The following is a 24,161-nucleotide window of genomic DNA, read 5'->3' as shown; positions in this document are numbered from 1 at the left end:
TGCCGGGCCCTCTGCCGGTCGTGCTCCCTGCCGGTCAGCGAGCCCGCTGACCGGCCGGCCCTGTGCCGGTCAGCGAGCCCGCCGCCGGTCAGCTCTGCTGTTCCGACGGCTTGCGCAGCGTCGGTCGGGTCGCTGCCGCCCGCTCCCGCAGCCGTGCCCACCACCCCGCCGCCGCCCACAGCGCCCGCACGGCCGACCGCGGGGCGAACAGCGCCCTGAGCCGGGTGTGGACGCTGACCGCGCCGTTGAACGCGGCCGTCACCCGGCGGACGTCGTCCGAGAGGCCCGCCGTCAGCCGCGGCCGTGGCGCGTACAGCACCTGTTCGACCGCGTCCGCCACCCGGTGCACCGAGGCGGCGGAGACCGGATCGAGGCGGCCCAGCAGGACGATCCGGGCGGCCGCGCCGCGCGGGCTCTGCGAGTCGTCCGGCGGGATGCCGAAGTCCCAGGCCGTGTCGATCAGTTCCTGCCAGACCGCCAGCGTGTGCGCCGCCACACCGTCGGGGGTACGGTCGTAGGCCCCGAGCCGGTCGGCACGCACCCGCTGCCGGTAGAGCATCGGTGACAGCGGCACCGCCAGCACGGCGAGTCCGGCGAGCGCCCACAGCGCCAGCTGCCACCACGGCGGCCCGCCGTCGCCCTGCTGCACCACGCCCGCCGCCGACGGGCTCGCGCAGACGTCCTGCTTGCGCAGCTGGGCCGAGCAACTCTCGCTCGCCGAGGCCGAGGCCGACGGTGCCGCCGAGGCGCCCTTGGAGGGCAGCGCCTCGTCCGGCGCCGAGGAGCCGGGGGTGTCCGAGACGGTGTACGACGGCGTCGTGCCCCGGGTCGGGGTCGGCTCGAACCGGGTCCAGCCCACGCCCTCGAAGTACAGTTCCGGCCAGGCGTGCGCGTCCTTCAGGCCCACCGAGACCGTGCCGTCGGCCTGCGGGGTACCGGGCGCGAAGCCCACCGCGACCCGGGCCGGGATGCCCAGCGTCCGGGCCATCGCGGCCATCGCGAAGGAGAAGTGCACGCAGAAACCGCGCTTCTCCTTCAGGAAGTTCGCGATCGCGCCCTCGCCCCGGCCGACCTGCACCTGGGTGTCGTACTGGAAGCCGCCGTTCACCGCGAAGTAGTCCTGGAGCTTGACCGCCTCCTCGTAATGGCTCGTCGCGCCCGCGGTGACCTCCCGGGCCGTCTGCGCCACCACCGACGGCAGCGAGGACGGCACCTTGGTGTAGTCCTTCTTCATGGCCGCCGACGGCTCCGGCGCCGCGGCCAGCTGATCCGCCGTCGGTTGCACGTCCAGGCTGGTGACCTGGTAGGTCTCACCGCGGGTGTTCTGCCCGTGGTCGCCGACCAGGGTCATCCCGACGGGCTCGTAGCGCCAGGAGCCGGCGATCTTCACCCCGCTCGGCGGGTACGGCATCGGCAGCCAGTCCTGGGCGTACCAGTCGGCGGCCGAGATCGTGGTCCGCACCGGCGCCCGCTTGACGTCGCCGCCCAGGCCGACCGGGGTCGGGAAGGTGTCCGGGACTCCGGTGATGTGCCGTTGGGCCGGCTTCCAGGTGGTGCCGTCGAAGTCGTCCAGGGAGACGATCCGCAGATACAGGTCGGAGATGTCGGCGGTGCTGGTCCGTACGGACAGCACCTGCCGGTCCTCGTCCACGTTGAGGCTGTCCCGCAGCGACACCAGCGGGTTGACCGCGGAGATCGTGCCGCCGTTCCCGTTGCCCACGCCGACGCCGTTCCCGGTGCCGTCCAGCAGGCCGCCCTCGATCGAGGGCATCACGAACGGCACGAACAGGGCGACGCTCAGCACCGCGAAGCCGATCCGGCGTCCGGTGCGCACCGGGGCCACCGCGCCGCTCTCCGGGCCGCCCGGGGTGCGTGAGACCCCGCCGAACACCCGGCCCCACTGCGAGAGCCGGTCCCGGCCCTCGGCGAGCAGCAACAGCAGGTAGCCGGCCGCCGCCACCAGGAACCAGAGCCAGTCGGTCGGTCCGTCGGACAGGCCCGCCGCCACCGAGTACAGCGCGAGCAGCGGCAGTCCGGCCGGGGCCGCGCTGCGGAAGGTCACCGCGAGGGTGTCGACGATCAGCCCGACGATCAGTACCCCGCCGATCACCATCAGCCGGATGCCGTCCGACAGCGGCGCGGGTATCGCATACCGGCTGACGTCGTCGGAGCCCTGCTGGAGCAGGTCGGCGAAGTACCGGAAGGTGTCCGGGCCGGGGATCAGCCCGGCGATCGCGTGGCCCCGGGCGAAGACCAGGGTCAGCATCAGCAGGGTGACCAGGGCCTGCGCGGCCACGGTCAGTGGCCGGGCCAGCGGCACCCGCCGGGCGGCCGCGCCCACGCCGGTCTGGATCGCCACCAGGAACGCCGCCTGGAACAGCCAGGTCGTCGGGGAGACCAGGGGCAGCAGGGAACAGGACGCCATCAGCGTCGCCGCCGCCGCGGTGAGGGCCAGCCGGGCCCGTCCGCTCATCACCGGGCCTCCCCGCCCGCCACGGCCACCGAGAGACGCTCCCGGTCGGCCTGCCGCCACAGCTCGGCCAGTGGGGCACCGCGCGCCACGCTGACCGCCGTCCAGCCGGCCTCGCGCAGCATCCGCAGCCGTTCCTCGTGCGCGTTGCCCGGCGCGGGCACGTCGGTGGGCTCCCGTACCCAGGTGTCCGGGTCCAGGACGAAGGCGACGGCACCGCCGCTGCGCCGGCGCATCTTGGTGACCACCGCCGCCTGTTCCTCGTCGAGGTCGCCCAGGAAGGCCACGAGCAGCCCCTCGTTCCCGCCGCGCAGGACGTCGTAGGCCCGGGACAGGCCGGTGCCGTCCGAGTGGTCGACCACGGCCAGGGTGTCCATCAGCAACCCGGCCGCGTCCGCCGAGTCCTGGCCGGAGCCCGCGAAACCGTCGGCGCCCTCACCGGGCACCGCGCTGCCGGTGTCCGTCAACAGCCGGACCGAGAAACCGCGTTCGAGCATGTGGACCAGGACCGAGGCGGCGCCGGAGACCGCCCACTCGAACGCCGAGTCGGGGCCCGCGCCCTCGTAGGCGATGCCCCGGGTGTCCAGGAGCACCGTGCAGCGGGCGCGCTGCGGCTGCTCCTCGCGGCGCACCATCAGCTCGCCGTAGCGGGCGGTGGAGCGCCAGTGCACCCGGCGCAGGTCGTCGCCGTACCGGTAGCCGCGCGGGATCACGTCGTCCTCGCCTGCCAGGGCCAGCGAGCGCTGCCGCCCGTCGCCGTACCCCTTCGCCTCGCCGCTGAGCCGGATCGGCGACAGCGGCTCCACGCGCGGGATGACGGTCAGGGTGTCGAACGTCGAGAAGGACCGGGTCAGTTCGCACATCCCGAACGGGTCGGTCAGGCGCAGCTGGAGCGGGCCCAGCGGATAGCGGCCGCGCAGGTCGGAGCGGACCCGGTAGGAGACCTCCCGGCGGCCGCCCGGCTCGACCCGGTCCAGGACGAAGCGCGGGCGCGGGCCGAGGACGTAGGGCACCCGGTCCTGGAGCATCAGCAGGCCGGTGGGCAGCCGCGAGACGTTGTCCATCCGCAGATGGACCCGGGCCTCGCTGCCGGCCGGCACCCGCGAGGGGGAGAGCCGGCGGCTGCCGGCCACCCGGTAGCGGGTGCGGTAGAGCACGGCCACGCAGATCAGCGGCAGCACGGCGAGCAGCAGCCCGACCCGGCGCAGATCGCTCTGGCCGAGAACGTACGCGCAGATCACCGCCGCGATGCCGGCCGCCAGGAAGGAGCGGCCGCGGGTGGTCAGCCCGGCCAGGGCCGTGCGGACGCCGCCCGACTCCTCGCGGTCGGCCTCCGCCGGGGCGCTCATCACAGACTCCGCGGGGGCTGCTGGGGATACGCCGGCACGCCCCGGCCCAGACCGCCGAAGCCGTTCTGCTGCTGGGGGGCCGCGGGCACCGGGGTCTGCTGCAGGATCTCCTGGACGACCTGCTCCGCGGTGCGCCGGTTGAGCTGGGCCTGGGCGGTGGGCAGCAGTCGGTGCGCCAGGACCGCCACGGCGAGTGCCTGGACGTCGTCCGGGAGCGCGTACTCCCGGCCGCTCAGGGCCGCGGACGCCTTCGCCGCGCGCAGCAGGTGCAGCGTCGCGCGCGGGGAGGCGCCGAGTCTGAGGTCGGGGTGGGTACGGGTGGCGGAGACCAGGTCCACCGCGTACCGCCGGACCGTTTCGGCGACATGGACGCCCCGCACGGTCTCGACGAGCTTCACGATGTCGTGCGCGTGCGCCACCGGCTGGAGGTCGTCCAGGGGGTTCGCCCCGCCGTGGATGTCGAGCATCTGCAACTCGGCCTCCACGCTGGGGTAGCCGACCGAGACGCGGGCCATGAAGCGGTCGCGCTGGGCCTCCGGCAGCGGGTAGGTGCCCTCCATCTCGACCGGGTTCTGGGTGGCCACCACCATGAACGGGCTGGGCAGTTCATAGGTCTGCCCGTCGATGGTGACCTGCCGCTCCTCCATCGACTCCAGCAGCGCGGACTGGGTCTTGGGCGAGGCGCGGTTGATCTCGTCGCCGATCACGATCTGGGCGAAGATGGCGCCCGGTTTGAACTCGAAGTCCCGGCGCTGCTGGTCCCAGATGGACACGCCGGTGATGTCCGACGGCAGCAGGTCGGGCGTGAACTGGATGCGTCGCACCGAACAGTCGATGGACCGCGCCAGCGCCTTCGCCAGCATCGTCTTGCCGACACCCGGGACGTCCTCGATCAGAAGATGTCCCTCGGCGAGCAGTACGGTCAGCGAAAGCCGTACGACCTCCGGCTTGCCCTCGATCACACCCTCCACCGAACTGCGGACACGCTCCACAGTGGCGGTCAGATCAGTAAGGCTCGCTCGATCGTCATAGGTCGTCACCCGGCCCTCCTCGGCCCCTTATTGCCCGGGCCGGCGCTCTGTCAGCGGAACCGGCCCACCCCGAAACACGGACACCACGCGTGAATAGTTCCGCGTGACGTCCCACACCGCATTCTTGCTGCCGTTACCGATTCGTGTCACTCGCCTGTGGACAACTGCCCGCACTATGTCGGTCTTACGGCCTTTCGGCCGCGTATTCGACAGCGTCCTGACAGGGTACGGCGGCGGTTTTCGGGGCGGGCGGTCCGTCGGAGCCGGTGGGCTCAGGCGGGGTCGACCTCACGGAGCAGGCCGGTGCGGACGTCGAAGACGAAGCCGCGTACGTCGTCGGTGTGCAGCAGGAACGGCGAGGTGCGCACCCGCTGCATGGACTGCCGTACGTCCTGGTCGACGTCCCGGAAGGACTCCACCGCCCAGGCCGGGCGCTGGCCGACCTCCATCTCCAGCTCGCTGCGGAAGTCCTCGGTGAGGGCCTCCAGGCCGCAGCCGGTGTGGTGGATGAGGACCACGCTGCGGGTGCCGAGCTTGCGCTGGCTGATGGTGAGGGAGCGGATCACGTCGTCGGTGACCACGCCGCCCGCGTTGCGGATGGTGTGACAGTCGCCGAGCTGCAGGCCGAGCGCCTTGTGCAGGTCGATACGGGCGTCCATACAGGACACCACGGCCACGTGCAGCACGGGCCGGGCGTCCATACCGGGGTCGGTGAAGGCGGCTGCGTACGTACGGTTGGCGTCGACCAGGCGATCGGTCACGGTGCCGTCGCTGGTTATGGCGCCTTCGGATCCAGTGGGAGCTGCTGCGGAAGTCGTCATAGACACGACGGTACTGGTCACGGGCGTTCAAAGCCTGCTGTGAGAGGGCACAAAGAACGCCACCGTGGCTTGTTGTGAGCTAACCCACACGGAGGGCAAACCAGGGCTGTACGGGTGATTCCTTTCCAATCCCCGCCCTCGCTGCCATGCCGTACGCGCCGCGCAGGCCGGTTGATTGACCGGGCGACACGGTGGACTAAAGTGACGCGAAGCGGGAGACGAGGCTCTCCCCGCTGGTGAAATCCCCTGGAGACCCCGGCACGGCGCCCGGACCGTCTCCCCACGTGCGCGGCGCGCGTACCGAGCGGGCGGGGACCCGGCGGTGCGTATCTCCCGCGCGGACCTGAGAGGCCCCCTTGAGCCAGAGTCGACACGTTCCGGTGATGCTCCAGCGGTGCCTGGATCTGCTGGCACCCGCCCTGGCGGCGCCGGGCAGCGTGGTCGTCGACTGCACCCTCGGCCTCGGCGGCCACAGCGAGGCGCTGCTGGCCCGCTTCCCCGAGGCCCGTCTGGTCGCCCTCGACCGCGACAAGGAGGCCCTGCGCCTGTCCGGCGAGCGCCTCGCCCCCTTCGGCGACCGTGCCACCCTGGTGCACGCCGTCTACGACGAGCTGCCCGACGTACTCGAACGTCTCGGCATCGCGCGCGTACAGGGCGTGCTGTTCGACCTCGGTGTCTCCTCCATGCAGCTCGACGAGGCGGACCGCGGCTTCGCCTACGCCCAGGACGCCCCCCTCGACATGCGCATGGACCAGACGACCGGCATCGGCGCCGCCGAGGTCCTCAACACCTACCCGGCCGGCGACCTGGTGCGCATCCTGTTCGCGTACGGCGAGGAGAAGCAGGCCAAGCGGATCGTCTCGGCGATCGTCCGGGAGCGCGAGAAGGAGCCCTTCAGCAACAGCGCCCGGCTCGTCGAGCTGATCCGGGACTCCCTGCCGCAGGCCGCCAAGCGCACCGGCGGCAACCCGGCCAAGCGGACCTTCCAGGCGCTGCGCATCGAGGTCAACGGCGAACTGGCCGTCCTGGAAAGGGCGATCCCGGCCGCGGTGCAGGCCCTCGCCGTCGGCGGTCGGATCGCCGTACTGTCGTACCACTCGCTCGAAGACCGCCTCGTCAAGCAGGTGTTCGCGGCCGGTGCCGCCACCACCGCGCCGCCCGGGCTGCCGGTCGTGCCCGAGCAGTACCAGCCCCGGCTCAAGCTGCTCACGCGCGGTGCCGAACTTCCCACCGAGGAAGAGGTCGCCGAGAACCGCCGGGCCGCGCCCGCGCGTCTTCGAGGGGCCCAGCGCATCAGGGAGTCCATTGAATGAGCGGTGTGAGCACGCCGGGTTTCCGGACCCGCCGGAGGACACGTGAGTAGGAAACCCGAGCTGAAAGGGCGGGCCGCCCGGCTCGCCCGGCTCTTTCCGGTCGGCCGGGCCAACCAGGCCGCCCGCACCCCGTTCGTCCTGCTGGTCGTCCTGCTGCTCGGCGGCGGCCTGATCGGCCTGCTGGTGCTGAACTCGGCGCTCAGCGAGGGCTCGTTCAAACTCGACGACCTGCAGAAGCGGACCAAGAACCTCACCGACGAGGAACAGGCCCTGCAGCGGGACATCGACGCCTACTCCGCCCCCGACGCCCTCCAGCGCCGGGCCCGTGAACTCGGCATGGTCCCCGGCGGCGACCCGGCCTTCCTCGGCCCCGACGGCACCGTCAAGGGCGTCCCCAGCACCGCCGCCCTCCGGGGGACCACCCAGCCGCCCGCCCCCGAGGCCATCGGCACGCCGCCCGCCGCCGTACCGACGCCGGCCGGCTCCGCCGCGGTGACCGCACCGACACCCACGCCGGTCACCACACCGGTGACGACCCCGGCGCCGGCACTCACGCCCGTGACCACCCCGACCACGACCCCCGGCAGGTGACGGACGTGCCAGACACTTCTGGAGAGAGGCAATCGCCGCGCCGCCGCGTGCCCGGCCCCGCCCGGCCGCCCCGCCCCCGGGAGCCGCGTGGCGCGGTCCGGCGCGGGCCCGGCCCCGGCGCCCGCCCGGTCCGCCGCCCGGGCGCGCCGCGCCCGCCGGCCCAGCGCCCCCTGCGGCTCGGCAGCCCCCGGCCCCGGCTGCGCATGGTCGGCTTCGCCCTGACCCTCGTGCTGCTGGTCTTCGTCGGGCGCCTGCTCCAGGTGCAGGCCGTCGACGCCCGCGCGTACGCCGCGAAGGCCGAACAGAACCGGTACGTCGTGCACACCCTGGCCGCCGAGCGCGGCGGGATCACCGACCGCAACGGCGTGGAACTGGCGATCAGCGAGGACGCGTACGACATCACCGCCGACCCCACGATGTTCACCAGCAAGCAGCTCAAGGTGAACGACGGCCCCGAGCAGGCCGCCGCGCTGCTCGCCCCGATCCTCGGCAAGGACCAGGCCGCCCTCGTCAAGCTGCTCCGGCCCGAGAACCGGGAACTGCGCTACGTCCGGCTCGCCACCCGGCAGACCCCGCAGGTCTGGAAGCAGATCAAGGACCTGAAGACCGCGCTCACCAACAAGGCCGAGACCGACGGCGGCGCCGTCAACGTGCTCGCCGGTGTCTTCGCCGACCCCAGCAGCCAGCGCGTGTACCCGAACGGCGACCTGGCCGCCGGGATACTGGGCTGGGTCAACGTCGACGGCAAGGGCGGCGGCGGTGTCGAGCAGCAGCTCGACAAGCAGCTGACCGGCAAGGACGGCAAGATCCGCTACGCCCAGTCCGGCGGCCGTGAGGTGCCCACCGCGGGCTCCACGGAGACCCCGGCCGTACCCGGCTCGGACGTCGAGCTGACCATCGACCGGGACATCCAGTGGGCCGCGCAGAACGCCATCACCGAGCAGGTCAAGAAGTCCCGGGCGGACCGCGGTTACGTGGTCGTCCAGGACACCAGGACCGGGCAGATCCTGGCGATGGCCAACTCGCCCGGCTTCGACCCGAACGACCTGTCGACGGCCGACGCCGCCGCGATGGGCAACGCGGCCCTCCAGGACGCCTACGAGCCCGGCTCCACCGCCAAGGTGATGTCGATGGCGGCCGTCCTGGAGGAGAACGCCGCCACCCCGCTCACGCACGTGGTGGTGCCCAACCGGCTGCACCGCGGCGACCGGCTCTTCAAGGACGACGTCGACCACGCGACCTGGCACCTCACGCTCAACGGCGTGCTCGCCAAGTCCAGCAACATCGGCACCATCCTCGCCACCGGCCAGCTCGGCAAGACCCAGGAGCAGGCCAACCGGGTCCTCTACTCGTATCTGCGCAAGTTCGGCATCGGCGGCTACACCGGGCTCGGCTTCCCCGGCGAGACCCGGGGCATCCTGGCCGCCCCGGGCAAGTGGTCCACCTCGCAGCAGTACACGATCCCTTTCGGTCAGGGTTTCTCCATCAACGCCATGCAGGCGGCCTCCGTCTACTCGACGATCGCCAACGGCGGAGTCCGGGTGGAGCCCACCCTGGTGCGCGGCTCCAAGGGTGCCGACGGCCGCTTCACCCCGTCCGCGCAGCCCAAGAAGACCCGCGTGGTCAGTGAGAAGACCGCAAAGACGCTCGCCGAGATGCTGGAGTCCGTCGTGGACGACGAGCAGGGCACGGGCGCCAAGGCGGCCATCCCCGGCTACAACGTCGCGGGCAAGACCGGCACCGCCAACCGTGTGGATCCGGCCACCGGCAGATACCGCGGCTACACCTCGTCGTTCGCCGGGTTCGCGCCCGCGGACAAGCCCCGCGTCACCGTCTACTGCGCCATCCAGAACGCCACCGCCGGCAGCTACTTCGGCGGCCAGATCTGCGGCCCGATCTACAAGCAGGTGATGGAGTTCGCCCTCAAGACCCTGCAGATCCCGCCGACCGGTGCCAAGGCGGCGAACCTGCCCGTCGACTACAAGCCCTGATCAGCGCCTCAGCTTTTCGGAATGACCACCAGGAACGAGCCAGTGACAACGATCACCCCCGATCCCGGGAACCACCGGGCCCCCGAGCCCTCACTTCGCTCCGGAGCGGGTGCGCCCGGTACGCTCACCGCCGTGCCACACGCTGATCAGTCCCAAACCACCCAGAAGGGCGCTTCCGTGACATATCCGGGGCCGCCCAGGCCGGTTCAGGTCTCCGCCACACCCCTCGCGGAGCTCGCCGATCAGCTGGGCGCCGCCGTCCCGGACACCGCGGACACAGTGGAGGTCACGGGCATCACCCATGACTCGCGCGCGGTCCGCCCCGGCGACGTGTACGCCGCCCTGCCGGGCGCCCGGCTGCACGGTGCCGACTTCGTCGCCCAGGCCGCCGGCCTCGGCGCGGTCGCCGTGCTGACCGACCCGACGGGCGTCGAACGCGCCGCCGCGACCGGCCTGCCGGTCCTGGTCGCCGACGACCCGCGCGCGCTGATGGGCGAACTCGCGGCCACCATCTACGGCCACCCCGGGCGCGACCTGCTCCAGATCGGCATCACCGGCACGTCCGGCAAGACCACCACGGCCTATCTGGTCGAGGGCGGTCTGAAGAACACGCGCAGCACCGGACTCATCGGCACCGTCGAGATGCGCATCGGCGACGAGCGCATCAAGTCCGAGCGCACCACCCCCGAGGCCACCGACCTCCAGGCCCTGTTCGCCGTCATGCGCGAGCGCGGCGTCGAGGCGGTCGCCATGGAGGTCTCCAGCCACGCCCTGGTCCTCGGCCGGGTCGACGGCTGCGTCTTCGACATCGCCGTCTTCACCAACCTCAGCCCGGAACACATGGAGTTCCACTCCGACATGGAGGACTACTACCGGGCCAAGGCACAGCTCTTCACCCCGAGACGCAGCAAACGGGGGGTGGTCAACGTCGACGACGAGTACGGCCGCAGGCTCGCCCGCGAGGCCGGCGTCCCGGTCGTCACCTACTCCGCCGAGGGCCACCCCGACGCCGACTGGCGGGCCGCGGACGTCCACATCGGCCCGATGGACTCGACGTTCACCGTCGTCGGGCCCGGGGACGTCCAGGTCGCCGCCAAGTCGCCGCTGCCGGGCCCCTTCAACGTGGCCAACACCCTCGCCGCGATCGTCGCCCTGGCCGCCGCGGGCCTCGACCCGCAGACCGCCGCCGACGGCGTCGCCGCCGTCCCGGGTGTCCCGGGCCGCCTGGAGCGGGTGGACGCCGGACAGTCCTACCTCGCGGTCGTCGACTACGCCCACAAGACGGACGCCGTCGAATCGGTCCTCAAGGCCCTGCGCAAGGTCACCAAGGGCCGGCTGCACATCGTCCTCGGCTGCGGCGGCGACCGCGACAGGACGAAGCGGGCCCCGATGGGCGCCGCCGCGGCCCGGCTCGCCGACACGGCCGTACTGACCTCCGACAACCCGCGCTCCGAGGACCCGCTCGCCATCCTCGCGACCATGCTGGAAGGCGCCGCCGCGGTGCCCGCCCACGAGCGCGGCGAGGTGCTCCTCTTCGAGGAGCGGGCCGCCGCGATCGCCGCGGCCGTCGCCCGCGCCCACCCCGGCGACACCGTGCTGGTCGCCGGCAAGGGCCATGAGCAGGGCCAGGACATCGCCGGCGTGATCCGTCCGTTCGACGACCGCCAGGTGCTTCGCGAAGCTATCCAGAAGACCCAGGGATGAACTTGTGATCGCCCTCTCCCTCGCCGAGATCGCAGCAGTCGTCGGCGGGCAGACGCATGACATACCGGATCCGTCCGTCCAGGTCACCTCGGAGGTCGTCCGGGACTCCCGCGAGGCGGGCCCCGGCAGCCTGTTCGCCGCCTTCGTGGGTGAGCGCGTGGACGGCCACGACTTCGCCGCACAGGTCGTCGGACAGGGCGCGGTCGCCGTGCTGGCGTCCCGCCCCGTCGGCGTGCCCGCGATCGTCGTGGACGACGTCCAGACCGCCCTCGGCGCCCTCGCCCGCCATGTCGTACGACGGCTCGGCGCGACCCTGGTGGCCCTCACCGGCTCGGCCGGCAAGACCAGCACCAAGGACCTCATCGCCCAGGTGCTGCGCACCAAGGCGCCGACCGTGTTCACGCCGGGCTCGCTCAACAACGAGATCGGCCTGCCGCTGACCGCCCTGTCCGCCACCGAGGAGACGAAGTTCCTGGTGCTGGAGATGGGCGCCCGCGGCATCGGCCACATCCGCTACCTGGCGGATCTGACGCCCCCGAGGATCGGCCTGGTCCTCAACGTCGGCACCGCCCACATCGGCGAGTTCGGCGGCCGCGAGCAGATCGCCCAGGCGAAGGGCGAGTTGGTCGAGGCCCTGCCCCCGGCCGAGGACGGCGGCGCCGCGATCCTCAACGCGGACGACCCCCTGGTGCGGGCGATGGCATCCCGTACCAAGGCGAAGGTGGTCCTTTTCGGAGAGTCGGCCGAAGCGGACGTACGCGCCGAGAACGTACGACTCACGGACACGGGACAGCCCGCGTTCAGCCTTCACACACCCTCCGGTGCAAGCGATGTGACCATGCGCCTGTACGGTGAGCACCACGTGTCGAACGCGCTCGCCGCGGCCGCCGTCGCCCATGAGCTGGGCATGTCCGCGGAAGAGATCGCCACCGCGCTCTCCGAGGCTGGCTCCCTCTCCCGCTGGCGTATGGAGGTCACCGAGCGCCCGGACGGCGTGACCATCGTCAACGACGCCTACAACGCCAACCCCGAGTCCATGCGAGCCGCGCTGCGCGCGCTCGCGGCCATGGGCAAGGGGCGCCGCACGTGGGCGGTGCTCGGCAAGATGGCCGAGCTCGGGGACGAGGCGCTCGCCGAGCACGACGCGGTCGGACGGCTCGCCGTCCGGCTCAATGTCGGCAAGCTCGTCGCGGTCGGGGGGGTAGAAGCCTCCTGGCTGCAACTGGGCGCATATAACGAGGGTTCGTGGGGTGAGGAGTCGGTGCACGTGTCCGACGCACAGGCGGCGGTCGACCTGTTGCGCAGCGAGTTGCGCCCGGGGGACGTCGTCCTCGTGAAGGCGTCACGGTCGGTGGGCCTGGAGAGCGTTGCCCAGGCGCTCCTCCAGAGCGGTGCCGAGGGTGTTGATGCCCGATGATGAAGCAGATCCTCTTCTCGGGCGTCATCGGTCTCTTCCTGACGCTGATCGGCACTCCGCTGCTGATCAAGCTCCTCGCGCGCAAGGGCTATGGCCAGTACATCCGTGACGACGGCCCGCGCGAGCACGCCAGCAAGCGCGGTACGCCGACGATGGGCGGTATCGCCTTCATCCTGTCGACGGTCGCCGCCTACTTCCTGTCCAAGGTGATCACCGGCTACGCCCCGACCTACTCGGGTGTGCTGGTGCTGGGCCTGATGTGCGGCATGGGCCTGGTCGGCTTCCTGGACGACTACATCAAGATCGTCAAGCGGCGTTCGCTGGGTCTGCGGGCCAAGGCGAAGATGGCCGGCCAGCTGATCGTCGGCATCTCCTTCGCGGTCCTCTCGCTGCAGTTCCCGGATGCCATCGGCAACACCCCGGCGTCCACCAAGCTGTCCTTCATCACGGACTTCGGCTGGACCATCGGCCCGGTGCTGTTCGTGGTCTGGGCGCTCTTCATGATCCTCGCGATGTCCAACGGCGTGAACCTGACGGACGGTCTGGACGGTCTGGCCACCGGCGCCTCCGTGCTCGTCTTCGGCGCCTACACGTTCATCGGCGTCTGGCAGTTCCAGGAGTCCTGCGCCAACGCGATGACCCTGACCAACCCCAACGCCTGCTACACGGTCCGCGATCCGCTGGACCTCGCGGTCATCGCCTCCGCGCTGATGGGTTCCTGCCTCGGCTTCCTGTGGTGGAACACCTCGCCGGCCAAGATCTTCATGGGTGACACCGGTTCGCTCGCGCTCGGCGGTGTCCTCACCGGCCTCGCGATCCTGTCCCGCACGGAACTCCTCGTGGCCCTCATGGGCGGCCTGTTCGTCCTCATCACCATGTCGGTCGTCATCCAGGTCGGCTCCTTCCGGCTCACCGGAAGGCGCGTCTTCCGGATGGCGCCACTCCAGCACCACTTCGAACTCAAGGGCTGGTCCGAGGTACTTGTGGTGGTCCGCTTCTGGATCATCCAGGGTATTTGCGTGATTGTCGGACTGGGCCTCTTCTATGCGGGATGGGCAGCGGACAAGTGACCTCCTCGGTGTCCCCGGAATTCCACGGCACGCACGTCACCGTCGCCGGGCTCGGCGTCTCCGGCGTCCCGGCGGCGAAGGTGCTGCACGCGCGCGGGGCGATCGTCACGGTCGTCAACGACGGCGACGACGAACGCGCGCGCACACAGGCCGCGGAGCTGGAGGCGCTCGGCATCACCGTGCGCCTCGGTGACGGCGGGACCCTGCCGGAGGGCACCGAGCTGATCGTCACCGCGCCCGGCTGGAAGCCGGACAAGCCGCTGTTCGCGGCGGCGGCCGAGGCGGGCGTCCCGGTCTGGGGCGATGTGGAGCTGGCCTGGCGGCTGCGGGGTCGGGACGGCAGGAAGCCGGCCCCCTGGCTGGCCGTCACCGGCACCAACGGCAAGACCACCACCGTCCAGATGCTGGCGTCGATCCTGAAGGCCGCGGGCCTGCGCACGGCCGCCGTCGGCAACATCGGCGTCTCGCTGCTCGACGCGGTCCTCGGCGACGAGGAGTACGACGTCCTGGCCGTCGAGCTGTCCAGCTATCAGCTGCACTGGGCGCCCTCCCTGCGCGCCCACTCGGCGGCCGTGCTCAACCTCGCCCCCGACCACCTCGACTGGCACGGCTCCATGGAGGCGTACGTCGCCGACAAGGGCCGTATCTACGAGGGCAACCGGGTCGCCTGTGTCTACAACGTCGGCGACAAGCTCACCGAGGACCTGGTGCGGGAGGCCGACGTCGAGGAGGGCTGCCGGGCCATCGGCTTCACCCTCGGCACCCCGGGGCCGTCCCAACTCGGTGTCGTGGACGGCATCCTGGTCGACCGCGCCTTCGTCGAGAACCGGCAGAAGAACGCCCAGGAGCTGGCCGAGGTCTCCGACGTCAACCCGCCCGCCCCGCACAACATCGCCAACGCCCTTGCCGCGGCGGCCCTGGCGCGCGCCTTCGGGGTGCCCGCCACGGCCGTACGGGACGGGCTGCGGAACTTCACCCCGGACGCCCACCGCATCGCGCACGTGGCCGACGTGGACGGGGTCGCGTACGTCGACGACTCCAAGGCGACCAACACGCACGCGGCGGAAGCCTCGTTGGCGTCATATGAGTCGATCGTATGGATTGCGGGCGGTCTGGCGAAGGGCGCGACCTTCGACGAACTGGTCGCCAGGTCGGCAAAGCGACTTCGCGGGGTGGTGCTGATCGGCGCCGATCGCGCCCTCATCCGGCAGGCCCTCGCGCGACACGCGCCGGAAGTACCCGTCGTCGACCTCGACCGGACCGACACTGGGGCGATGCTCGCGGCGGTCCAGGAGGCGCGGCGACTGGCGGTCCAGGGCGACACGGTGCTCCTTGCCCCCGCCTGTGCCTCCATGGACATGTTCGCCAACTACAACAAGCGCGGTGACGCGTTCGCTCAGGCTGTTCGCGAACTCGGCGCCTGACCCGGCCGCCAGCCGGGCGACCTTGGGAGGGACGCGTGGGACGCTCGACGTTCAGCGGAGGCGTTGATGCCCGGTAGCCGCACCGGGCGACCGCCCGTACAGCGAGCAGTCCGCAGGCCCGCCGCCCCCCGCGCGTCGCGCGACAATCCGCTGCGGCGGCTCCACACGCGCCTGCACCGGGCCTGGGACCGGCCGCTGACCGCGTACTACCTGATCCTCGGCGGCAGTCTGCTGATCATCGTGCTGGGTCTGGTGATGGTCTACTCGGCCTCCCAGATCACCGCGCTGCAGATGTCGCTGCCGGGTTCGTTCTTCTTCCGCAAACAGTTCCTGGCCGCCTGTATCGGGGGCGTGCTGCTGTTCGTGGCGTCCCGCATGCCGGTGAAACTGCACCGGGCGCTCGCCTACCCGATCCTCGCCGGTGCCGTCTTCCTGATGGCCCTGGTGCAGGTCCCCGGGATAGGGATGTCGGTCAACGGCAACCAGAACTGGATCTCCCTGGGCGGCTCCTTCCAGATCCAGCCCAGCGAGTTCGGCAAGCTCGCCCTGGTGCTCTGGGGCGCCGACCTGATGGCGCGCAAACAGGAGAAGCGGCTGCTGACCCAGTGGAAGCACATGCTGGTGCCGCTGGTCCCGGTCAGCTTCCTGCTGCTCGGCCTGATCATGCTCGGCGGCGACATGGGTACGGCGATCATCCTGACCGCGATCCTGTTCGGCCTGCTCTGGCTGGCGGGGGCACCCACCCGGCTGTTCGCCGGGGTGCTGTCGATCGCCGGGCTGCTCGGCGTGATCCTCATCAAGACCAGCCCCAACCGAATGGCCCGGCTCGCCTGTATCGGCGCCACCGAGCCCAAGAGCGGCGTCGCCGACTGCTGGCAGGCGGTTCATGGCATCTATGCCCTGGCCTCCGGCGGACTTTTCGGCTCCGGACTCGGTGCGAGTGTGGAAAAATGGGGCCAACTACCCGAAGCCCACACCGACTTCATCTTCGCCGTCACCGGTGAGGAACTGGGCCTGGCGGGGACGCTGTCGGTACTGGCCCTCTTCGCGGCTCTAGGCTATGCGGGTATCCGCGTGGCCGGACGCACGGAGGACCCCTTCGTGAGGTATGCCGCGGGAGGCGTGACCACCTGGATCACCGCACAGGCGGTGATCAACATCGGTGCGGTGCTCGGCCTGCTGCCGATCGCCGGCGTCCCCCTCCCGCTGTTCTCCTACGGAGGCTCCGCCCTGCTGCCGACCATGTTCGCCATCGGGTTGCTGATCGCCTTCGCGCGCGACGAGCCCGCTGCGCGGGCGGCGCTTGCGATGCGGCAACCTCGCTTTGGTAGAAAGCGGGGAGCCGGGGGCCCTCAGGGGCCTCGGAGATGGAACACGATGCGACGGCGTGCCTCCGCGGCGCGCTCGTCCGGAGAGCGGTGAATTTCGGTGCATGTCGTACTCGCTGGTGGGGGGACCGCCGGCCACATCGAGCCCGCGCTCGCCCTCGCGGACGCCCTGCGCAGGCAGGACCCCACCGTGGGGATCACGGCCCTGGGCACGGAGCGCGGGCTGGAGACCAGGCTGGTGCCCGAGCGCGGCTACGAGCTCGCCCTGATCCCGGCGGTGCCGCTGCCCCGCAAGCCCACCCCTGAACTGATCACCGTCCCGGGTCGGCTGCGCGGCACCATCAAGGCGGCCGAGCAGATCCTGGAGCGCACCAAGGCGGACTGTGTCGTCGGCTTCGGCGGCTATGTCGCCCTGCCCGCCTATCTCGCCGCCAAGCGCCTCGGTGTGCCGATCGTGATCCACGAGGCCAACGCCCGGCCCGGCCTCGCCAACAAGATCGGCTCCCGGTACGCCGCCCGGGTCGCGGTCTCCACCCCCGACAGCAAGCTGCGCGACGCCCGCTACATCGGCATCCCGCTGCGCCGCTCCATCTCCGTGCTGGACCGGGCCGCCGCCCGGCCCGAGGCCCGCCACCGCTTCGGCCTCGACCCCAACCTGCCCACGCTGCTGGTCTCCGGCGGCTCCCAGGGTGCCCGCCGCCTCAACGAGGTCACCCAGCAGGTCGCGCCCTGGCTGCAGCAGGCCGGTATCCAGATCCTGCACGCGGTCGGCCCGAAGAACGAACTGCCGCAGGTTCACCAGATGCCGGGGATGCCCCCGTATGTCCCGGTAAGTTACGTGGACCGGATGGACCTCGCGTACGCCGCGGCCGACATGATGCTCTGCCGTGCGGGTGCGATGACCGTCGCCGAACTCTCCGCCGTCGGACTCCCGGCCGCCTATGTCCCGCTGCCCATCGGCAACGGCGAACAGCGGCTGAACGCCCAGCCGGTGGTCAAGGCCGGCGGCGGCCTGCTGGTCGACGACGCGGAACTCACCCCGGAGTGGGTGCAGCAGAACGTGCTGCCGGTGCTCGCCGATCCGCACCGGTTGTACGAGATGTCCCGTGCGGCAAGCGAGTTCGGCCGCCGCGATGCCGACGACCTGCTCGTCGGGATGGTGTACGAGGCGATCGCCTCCAGCCGTTAGGCCGTATGACGAAAGGCAAGTGAGCAGCGTGGCCGGACCGACCACCGCCGAGCGCGGTCAACGCCAGCAGGAGTCGTCCGGCCCGCCGCCCGCCCGGCGATGGAGGAACCGCCGCTTTCGTACGATGGTCATTCTGGTTCTGGGAGTTGTGCTCCTGGGTTCCGGTTCCGTCTGGCTGCTGTACGGCTCCCCGTGGCTGCGGGTACGGCACGTCTCCGTCTCCGGTACGGTCGTTCTGACGCCCGGGCAGGTGCGGGAGGCGGCCGACGTCCCCGTCGGGGCGCCAATGGTCTCCGTCGACACCGACGGCATCGAGGCCCGACTGCGCCGGAAACTGCCCCGAATTGATGAGATCGACGTCGTCCGTGCCTGGCCCCATGGAATCGGGCTGAAAGTGACCGAGCGCATGCCGGTGCTGCTCATCGAAAAGGGTGGAAAGTTCACCGAAGTGGACAAGGAAGGCGTCCGTTTCGCGACGGTTTCGCAGGCGCCGAAAGGCGCTCCGGCGCTGGAATTGAGTCTGTCCCGGTCGGGTTCGGCCACCGCCAGTCTGCGCCGTTTCGGCACCGACCGGCTGGTGCGGGAAGCCGTGCGGGTCGCGGGTGACATTCCGGCCGCCGTCCGCCGGGACACCCGAACCCTCAAGGTCCGTTCCTACGACGACATCACGCTGGAGTTGAGCGGCGGCCGCACGGTCGAGTGGGGCAGTGCCGAGAACGGCGCCGCCAAGGCGCGCACGCTCACCGCTCTCATGAAAGCCGCTTCCGGCGCGCGGTACTTCGACGTGAGTGTTCCCACCGCGCCTGCGTCATCAGCGAGTTGACGCACATCAGCGCAGGCCAACACCCTGGTTGGGCACTGCTACGGCTGATCACATAGGGTGAAAAGAAAAACGGGAGGTTCGGCGTGTTCGTTGAACGCGCGCCACTTGTCGACTTAGTGTCCTGTTCAGAAGACTCCAGGGAACAGACACACTGGTAACCCTAAACTTCAACGTTAGGGTTCGGGTCGGCGCTACGGACCGTCCCAATCGGCATCTGCCGTCCCACGCGGGCATCGCATGGCGACGGCAACGTAATTCGAGGCGAGAGGCCTTCGACGTGGCAGCACCGCAGAACTACCTCGCAGTCATCAAGGTCATCGGTGTCGGCGGCGGTGGTGTCAATGCCATCAACCGGATGATCGAGGTCGGTCTCAAGGGCGTCGAGTTCATCGCCATCAACACCGACGCACAGGCGCTGTTGATGAGCGACGCCGACGTCAAGCTCGACGTCGGCCGTGAACTCACCCGGGGACTCGGCGCCGGCGCCAACCCGGCCGTCGGCCGCAAGGCCGCCGAGGACCACCGTGAGGAGATCGAGGAGGTCCTCAAGGGGGCCGACATGGTCTTCGTGACGGCCGGCGAAGGCGGTGGCACCGGCACCGGCGGCGCGCCCGTCGTGGCCAACATCGCGCGCAACCTCGGCGCCCTCACCATCGGCGTGGTCACCCGCCCCTTCACCTTCGAGGGCCGGCGCCGCGCCAACCAGGCCGAGGACGGCATCGCGGAACTCCGCGAAGAGGTCGACACCCTCATCGTCATCCCGAACGACCGGCTGCTCTCCATCTCGGACCGCCAGGTCTCGGTCCTCGACGCCTTCAAGTCGGCCGACCAGGTCCTGCTCTCCGGTGTCCAGGGCATCACCGACCTCATCACCACCCCCGGCCTGATCAACCTCGACTTCGCCGACGTCAAGTCGGTCATGTCCGAGGCCGGTTCGGCCCTCATGGGCATCGGCTCGGCCCGCGGCGACGACCGCGCGGTGGCCGCCGCCGAGATGGCGATCTCCTCGCCGCTCCTGGAGGCCTCCATCGACGGCGCCCGGGGCGTGCTGCTCTCCATCTCCGGCGGCTCCGACCTCGGCCTGTTCGAGATCAACGAGGCCGCCCAGCTGGTCAGCGAGGCCGCCCACCCCGAGGCCAACATCATCTTCGGTGCGGTCATCGACGACGCCCTCGGCGACGAGGTCCGCGTCACGGTCATCGCGGCCGGCTTCGACGGGGGTCAGCCCCCGGCCCGCCGGGACACCGTGCTCGGCTCGTCCTCCTCGTCGTCCTCGTCCTCGGGCCGCCGCGAGGAGCCCATTCCGGCCCGGCAGCCCGAGTCCCGCCCGTCCTTCGGCTCGCTCGGCAGCGTGACCCCGAAGGAGGAGCCGGAGCCGGCGCCCGAGCCGGTCGCCGACATCCCGGTCGCCCCGCCGGTCCCGCCGTCGCGTTCCTACACGGACAGCGCGGCCGAGGAACTGGACGTACCGGACTTCCTCAAGTGATCCTTCAGACGTGATAGGACAGCGCGAAACCGTGAGCGGCGCGCACTTCGCCTTCACCGACAGGTGGGGCGGGGTGAGCGCCGCTCCGTACGAGCAGCTCAACCTGGGCGGGGCGGTCGGCGACGACCCCGACGTGGTGCGGACCAATCGGGATCTCGCCGCCAAGTCGCTCGGTCTGGATCCCGGCCGGGTGGTCTGGATGAACCAGGTGCACGGCAATCTCGTCGCCGAGGTCGAGGGGCCCTGGACCACCCGGCAGACTCCGCCGGTCGACGGACTGGTGACCGCGACCCGAGGGCTCGCCCTCGCCGTACTGACCGCCGACTGCGTGCCGGTGCTGCTGGCCGATCCGGTGGCCGAGGTGGTCGCCGCCGCCCACGCCGGACGGCCCGGCATGGTGAAGGGCATCGTGTCGGCCGCGATCGACGCCATGGAGTCGCTCGGCGCCGACCCGGCCCGGATCGTCGCCCGCACCGGACCCGCCGTCTGCGGACGGTGCTACGAGGTGCCGGAGGCGATGCGCGCCGAAGTGGCCGCCGTCGAGCCGGCGGCGCACGCCGAGACCAGCTGGGGCACTCCGGCGGTCGACGTGAGCGCCGGAGTGCACGCGCAGCTCGCGCGCGCCGGGGTGCTCGACCGGGCGCAGTCGCCGGTGTGCACGCTGGAGTCGGGCGATCACTTCTCCTACCGTCGCGACCGCATCACCGGGCGGCTCGCAGGCTATGTGTGGCTGGACTGATGGGGCATGACGGACCGTAGGACCGAACTCGCCGGAAACCTGGCGAAAGTGGAGGAACGCGTCGCCGCCGCCTGCGCGGCGGCCGGGCGCAAGCGGGCGGAGGTGACCCTGATCGTGGTCACCAAGACCTACCCGGCGAGCGATGTGCGGATTCTGTCGGAACTCGGCGTGCGCCATGTCGCCGAGAACCGGGACCAGGACGCCGCCCCCAAGGCTGCTGAATGTGCCGATCTGCCTCTTGTTTGGCACTTTGTTGGTCAATTGCAGACCAATAAAGTGCGATCCGTGGTGGGTTACGCGGATCTCGTGCAGTCCGTCGATCGTTCCAAGCTCGTGGAGGCGCTGTCCAAGGAGGCGGTGCGGGCCGGGCGCGAGGTGGGGTGTCTCCTCCAGGTCGCGCTCGACGCGGGTGCGAGCGGAAGGGGTGAGCGCGGTGGTGTGGCGCCGGGCGGAATCGAAGAGTTGGCCGACCTGGTCGCCGGATCGCCGGGACTGCGGCTCGGCGGACTGATGACCGTCGCTCCGCTCACCGGCGAGTACGCGGGGCGCCAACAGGCGGCGTTCGAGCGGTTGATGGATTTGTCGACCGACCTGCGCCGAGCCCATCCGGCTGCGAACATGGTCTCCGCAGGGATGAGTGCGGACCTCGAGGAAGCCGTGGCCGCCGGGGCGACACATGTGCGCGTCGGCACTGCGGTACTCGGCGTCCGCCCCAGGCTCGGGTAACGTCGCCAAGAAGTCGGACCACAGCAGAAAATATGGTCAATGCGGCCCAAGACGGGCACAACGGCCACGTGGATCGCGGGACTTGGCAGTCGTCACCGATCCACCACAGAGCGGAGGACTCAGAGCATGGCCGGCGCGATGCGCAAGATGGCGGTCTACCTCGGCCTCGTGGAGGACGATGGGTACGACGGCCGCGGATTTGACCCCGACGACGACTTCGAGCCCGAACTGGACCCGGAGCCCGAACGGGACCACCGACGGCATGAGCCGTCACACCAGTCCCACGGTGCACACCAGTCCCAAAGGGACGATTCGGTACGAGTGGTACAACCGCCGGCGCCGCGTGAACCGGTGTCGCATTCCGCATCGCTGTCCGCGGAATCGGGACGCCCGGCGCGAATCGCCCCCGTGGCGTCCATCACACAAGAACGCGCGAGCCTGGAGAAGAACGCACCGGTGATCATGCCCAAGGTCGTGTCGGAACGAGAGCCTTACCGGATCACCACGCTCCACCCCCGGACCTACAACGAGGCCCGTACCATCGGGGAACACTTCCGTGAGGGCACCCCGGTGATCATGAATCTGACTGAGATGGATGACACAGACGCGAAGCGACTTGTCGACTTTGCGGCCGGTTTGGTGTTTGGTCTTCACGGCAGCATCGAGCGGGTGACGCAGAAGGTGTTCCTGTTGTCGCCTGCTAACGTCGATGTCACGGCGGAGGACAAGGCCCGCATCGCAGAGGGCGGGTTCTTCAACCAGAGCTGAGACGCAACACCGGTACGAAGCACGGAACAGGGGAGAGGGAAGCACGAACCATGAGCGTGTTCCTGGATGTGATCTACATCGCGCTGATGTGCTTCCTCATCGTGCTCATCTTCCGGTTGGTCATGGACTACGTGTTCCAGTTCGCCCGCTCATGGCAACCCGGCAAGGCGATGGTGGTCGTACTTGAGGCCACCTACACTGTCACCGATCCACCGCTCAAGCTTCTGCGGCGGTTCATTCCGCCGCTGCGTCTCGGGGGCGTGGCGCTCGACCTGTCCTTCTTCGTACTGATGATCATCGTCTACATCCTGATCGCGATCGTTGGTCGGCTGTGATGAGCGATGTGACCTACCGTCTTGCCGATGCCGACGACTACGTTGAGGTGAAGAGATGCCGTTGACCCCCGAGGACGTGCGGAACAAGCAGTTCACGACCGTCCGCCTCCGAGAAGGCTATGACGAGGACGAGGTCGATGCCTTCCTCGATGAGGTCGAAGCCGAACTGACGCGCCTGCTGCGCGAGAACGAGGACCTGCGCGCCAAACTGGCCGCGGCCACGCGCGCGGCCGCCCAGAACCAGCAGAACATGCGCAAGCCTCCGGAGCCGCAGGACCAGCAGGGCGGCATGCCTCAGGGCGGCATGCCCCAGCAGGGTGGTATGCCCCAGGGCGGCATGCCGCAGCAGGGTGGCATGCCGCAGCAGGGCATGCGAGGTCCCGGCGCTCCGGTGCCCGCCGGCATATCGGGCCCGCCGCAGCAGCAGATGGGTGGCCCCATGGGTGGCCCCCCGCAGCTGCCGAGCGGCGCCCCGCAGCTGCCGGCCGGTCCCAGTGGCCAGGGCGGTCCGCAGGGTCCTGGTCCGATGGGTCAGGGTCCGATGGGCCAGGGCGGTCCGATGGGCCAGGGCCCCATGGGTCAGGGTCCGATGGGCCAGGGTCCGATGGGCCAGGGCGGTCCGATGGGCCAGGGCCCCATGGGTCAAGGCCCCATGGGTCAGGGCATGGGCCAGGGCCCGATGGGTGGCCAGCCCCCCATGCAGCAGCAGATGGGTGGCCCGATGGGTGGCCCCATGGGCGGTCCGATGGGCGGCCCCGGTCAGGGCCCCGGTGGCGACAGCGCCGCCCGAGTCCTCTCGCTGGCTCAGCAGACCGCCGACCAGGCGATCGCCGAGGCCCGCTCCGAGGCCAACAAGATCGTCGGCGAGGCCCGCAGCCGCGCCGAGGGTCTCGAGCGTGACGCCCGTGCCAAGGCGGACGCGCTGGAGCGGGACGCGCAGGAGAAGCACCGCGTCGCCATGGGCTCCCTGGAGTCCGCGCGCGCCACGCTGGAGCGCAAGGTCGAGGACCTGCGAGGCTTCGAGCGCGAGTACCGCACGCGTCTGAAGTCGTACCTGGAGTCGCAGCTGCGTCAGCTGGAGACCCAGGCCGACGACTCCCTGGCGCCGCCGCGTACCCCGGCCGCGGCCTCCCTCCCGCCGTCCCCGGCGCCCTCCATGGCCCCGGCCGGCGCGAGTGCCCCGTCCTACGGCGGCAACCAGCCGATGGGCGGCCCGTCCCCCGCTCCGCCGTCCTACGGCGGCCAGCAGCAGATGACGCCGGCGATGACCCAGCCGATGGCGCCGGTACGCCCGCAGGGCCCCTCTCCGATGGGCCAGGCGCCGTCCCCGATGCGCGGCTTCCTCATCGACGAGGACGACAACTGACGGCGGGCGCGTAGCAACGCCGTAGGCATCGGCAGAGCACCACAGGGCGGGACCCCGGTTCACCAACCGGGGTCCCGCCCTGTTTATGCGCGTTGCGCGGCCCCACCCGGCGAACCGCGCACGCTCAGGGCGCCGACCCGCAGGTGTGCGGAGGGGGTCCGGAAGGGGCGCGGGGAACCGCGCACGGTACCTGCCCCGACCCGCACCTACGAGAAGGGCC

Annotated in this window: 20 protein-coding genes; 16 read left to right on the top strand and 4 right to left on the bottom strand. The window is 70.8% G+C overall.

Translation table 11 applies throughout. The features are described from left to right. Positions 1-88 precede the first annotated feature (88 nt). The 4 genes from ABZ642_RS14250 to ABZ642_RS14235 form a co-directional block, all read right to left on the bottom strand. The gene (locus tag ABZ642_RS14250; protein ID WP_360482313.1) at positions 89-2,473 is read right to left on the bottom strand and encodes a DUF3488 and transglutaminase-like domain-containing protein; all 2,385 of its coding nucleotides are present in this window, start codon (positions 2,471-2,473) and stop codon (positions 89-91) included. After that, positions 2,473-3,819 carry a DUF58 domain-containing protein gene (locus tag ABZ642_RS14245; RefSeq protein WP_360482310.1) on the bottom strand — a complete coding sequence of 449 codons (1,347 nt, stop codon included), beginning with the start codon at positions 3,817-3,819 and terminating at the stop codon, positions 2,473-2,475. Before ABZ642_RS14245 ends, ABZ642_RS14250 begins: the two co-directional genes overlap by 1 nt. After that, positions 3,819-4,859, bottom strand: a complete 1,041-nt coding sequence (locus ABZ642_RS14240) for a MoxR family ATPase (protein ID WP_360482307.1) — start codon at positions 4,857-4,859, stop codon at positions 3,819-3,821. Before ABZ642_RS14240 ends, ABZ642_RS14245 begins: the two co-directional genes overlap by 1 nt. Before the next feature lie 263 nt (positions 4,860-5,122). After that, a complete protein-coding gene (locus ABZ642_RS14235) occupies positions 5,123-5,671 on the bottom strand; it encodes a carbonic anhydrase (protein WP_360482304.1) in 549 nt (182 codons plus the stop codon). 356 nt (positions 5,672-6,027) lie between these two features. On the opposite strand from ABZ642_RS14235, the gene rsmH reads away from it, so the two are divergent. From rsmH to ABZ642_RS14155, 16 genes are all read left to right on the top strand, one after another. Continuing rightward, positions 6,028-6,984, top strand: a complete 957-nt coding sequence (rsmH, locus tag ABZ642_RS14230) for a 16S rRNA (cytosine(1402)-N(4))-methyltransferase RsmH (RefSeq protein ID WP_360482301.1) — start codon at positions 6,028-6,030, stop codon at positions 6,982-6,984. Positions 6,985-7,026: 42 nt separating this feature from the next. Further along, positions 7,027-7,575 (top strand): septum formation initiator family protein, encoded by a 549-nt coding sequence (locus tag ABZ642_RS14225; protein WP_360482298.1) that lies wholly within the window; start codon positions 7,027-7,029, stop codon positions 7,573-7,575. A gap of 5 nt (positions 7,576-7,580) precedes the next feature. Next, a complete protein-coding gene (locus ABZ642_RS14220; RefSeq protein ID WP_360482295.1) occupies positions 7,581-9,566 on the top strand; it encodes a penicillin-binding protein 2 in 1,986 nt (661 codons plus the stop codon). Between the two features lie 42 nt (positions 9,567-9,608). Continuing rightward, on the top strand, positions 9,609-11,270 hold the full coding sequence (locus ABZ642_RS14215) for a UDP-N-acetylmuramoyl-L-alanyl-D-glutamate--2,6-diaminopimelate ligase (protein WP_360482292.1): 1,662 nt from the start codon (positions 9,609-9,611) through the stop codon (positions 11,268-11,270). A 4-nt stretch (positions 11,271-11,274) separates the two neighbouring features. After that, a complete protein-coding gene (gene murF, locus ABZ642_RS14210; RefSeq protein WP_360482289.1) occupies positions 11,275-12,687 on the top strand; it encodes a UDP-N-acetylmuramoyl-tripeptide--D-alanyl-D-alanine ligase in 1,413 nt (470 codons plus the stop codon). Then, the gene (gene mraY / locus ABZ642_RS14205) at positions 12,687-13,757 is read left to right on the top strand and encodes a phospho-N-acetylmuramoyl-pentapeptide-transferase (protein ID WP_360482513.1); all 1,071 of its coding nucleotides are present in this window, start codon (positions 12,687-12,689) and stop codon (positions 13,755-13,757) included. The genes murF and mraY overlap by 1 nt, the downstream gene beginning before the upstream one ends. Positions 13,758-13,765: 8 nt before the next feature. Next, complete coding sequence (gene murD / locus ABZ642_RS14200) at positions 13,766-15,181, top strand: UDP-N-acetylmuramoyl-L-alanine--D-glutamate ligase (RefSeq protein ID WP_360482511.1); 1,416 nt, start codon at positions 13,766-13,768, stop codon at positions 15,179-15,181. Between the two features lie 66 nt (positions 15,182-15,247). Beyond that, positions 15,248-16,603, top strand: coding sequence for a putative lipid II flippase FtsW (gene ftsW / locus ABZ642_RS14195; RefSeq protein ID WP_360482286.1), 1,356 nt, complete (start codon positions 15,248-15,250; stop codon positions 16,601-16,603). A 6-nt stretch (positions 16,604-16,609) separates the two neighbouring features. Continuing rightward, positions 16,610-17,698, top strand: a complete 1,089-nt coding sequence (gene murG / locus ABZ642_RS14190; protein ID WP_360482283.1) for an undecaprenyldiphospho-muramoylpentapeptide beta-N-acetylglucosaminyltransferase — start codon at positions 16,610-16,612, stop codon at positions 17,696-17,698. 28 nt (positions 17,699-17,726) lie between these two features. Beyond that, positions 17,727-18,521, top strand: a complete 795-nt coding sequence (locus tag ABZ642_RS14185) for an FtsQ-type POTRA domain-containing protein (protein ID WP_360482508.1) — start codon at positions 17,727-17,729, stop codon at positions 18,519-18,521. 277 nt (positions 18,522-18,798) lie between these two features. Next, positions 18,799-20,007, top strand: coding sequence for a cell division protein FtsZ (ftsZ, locus tag ABZ642_RS14180; RefSeq protein ID WP_360482280.1), 1,209 nt, complete (start codon positions 18,799-18,801; stop codon positions 20,005-20,007). A gap of 10 nt (positions 20,008-20,017) precedes the next feature. After that, positions 20,018-20,746 (top strand): peptidoglycan editing factor PgeF, encoded by a 729-nt coding sequence (pgeF, locus tag ABZ642_RS14175; protein ID WP_360482277.1) that lies wholly within the window; start codon positions 20,018-20,020, stop codon positions 20,744-20,746. A gap of 6 nt (positions 20,747-20,752) precedes the next feature. After that, entirely contained in the window at positions 20,753-21,472 is a 720-nt protein-coding gene (locus tag ABZ642_RS14170; RefSeq protein WP_360482274.1) for a YggS family pyridoxal phosphate-dependent enzyme, read from the top strand. 126 nt (positions 21,473-21,598) lie between these two features. Further along, positions 21,599-22,240 (top strand): cell division protein SepF, encoded by a 642-nt coding sequence (gene sepF / locus ABZ642_RS14165; protein ID WP_360482271.1) that lies wholly within the window; start codon positions 21,599-21,601, stop codon positions 22,238-22,240. Between the two features lie 50 nt (positions 22,241-22,290). Then, on the top strand, positions 22,291-22,575 hold the full coding sequence (locus ABZ642_RS14160) for a YggT family protein (protein WP_046729537.1): 285 nt from the start codon (positions 22,291-22,293) through the stop codon (positions 22,573-22,575). A 55-nt stretch (positions 22,576-22,630) separates the two neighbouring features. After that, entirely contained in the window at positions 22,631-23,941 is a 1,311-nt protein-coding gene (locus tag ABZ642_RS14155; protein ID WP_360482268.1) for a DivIVA domain-containing protein, read from the top strand. Positions 23,942-24,161 lie beyond the last annotated feature (220 nt).

It is taken from the genome of Streptomyces sp. NPDC007157 (genome assembly GCF_040634235.1).
In the GTDB taxonomy this organism is placed as follows: Bacteria; Actinomycetota; Actinomycetes; order Streptomycetales; family Streptomycetaceae; genus Streptomyces.
Note: the sequence above shows the minus strand (reverse complement) of the source record. Positions and strands in the feature narration are given on the sequence as shown.

What these genes read in the sequence shown, in the direction of transcription:
- ABZ642_RS14250 (WP_360482313.1), bottom strand. Translation starts at nt 2,473, where the DNA reads ATGAGCGGACGGGCCCGGCTGGCCCTCACCGCGGCGGCGGCGACGCTG.
- ABZ642_RS14245 (WP_360482310.1), bottom strand. Translation starts at nt 3,819, where the DNA reads ATGAGCGCCCCGGCGGAGGCCGACCGCGAGGAGTCGGGCGGCGTCCGC.
- ABZ642_RS14235 (WP_360482304.1), bottom strand. Translation starts at nt 5,671, where the DNA reads ATGACGACTTCCGCAGCAGCTCCCACTGGATCCGAAGGCGCCATAACC.
- mraY (WP_360482513.1), top strand. Translation starts at nt 12,687, where the DNA reads ATGAAGCAGATCCTCTTCTCGGGCGTCATCGGTCTCTTCCTGACGCTG.
- ftsW (WP_360482286.1), top strand. Translation starts at nt 15,248, where the DNA reads ATGCCCGGTAGCCGCACCGGGCGACCGCCCGTACAGCGAGCAGTCCGC.
- ABZ642_RS14170 (WP_360482274.1), top strand. Translation starts at nt 20,753, where the DNA reads ATGACGGACCGTAGGACCGAACTCGCCGGAAACCTGGCGAAAGTGGAG.
- sepF (WP_360482271.1), top strand. Translation starts at nt 21,599, where the DNA reads ATGGCCGGCGCGATGCGCAAGATGGCGGTCTACCTCGGCCTCGTGGAG.
- ABZ642_RS14160 (WP_046729537.1), top strand. Translation starts at nt 22,291, where the DNA reads ATGAGCGTGTTCCTGGATGTGATCTACATCGCGCTGATGTGCTTCCTC.
- ABZ642_RS14155 (WP_360482268.1), top strand. Translation starts at nt 22,631, where the DNA reads ATGCCGTTGACCCCCGAGGACGTGCGGAACAAGCAGTTCACGACCGTC.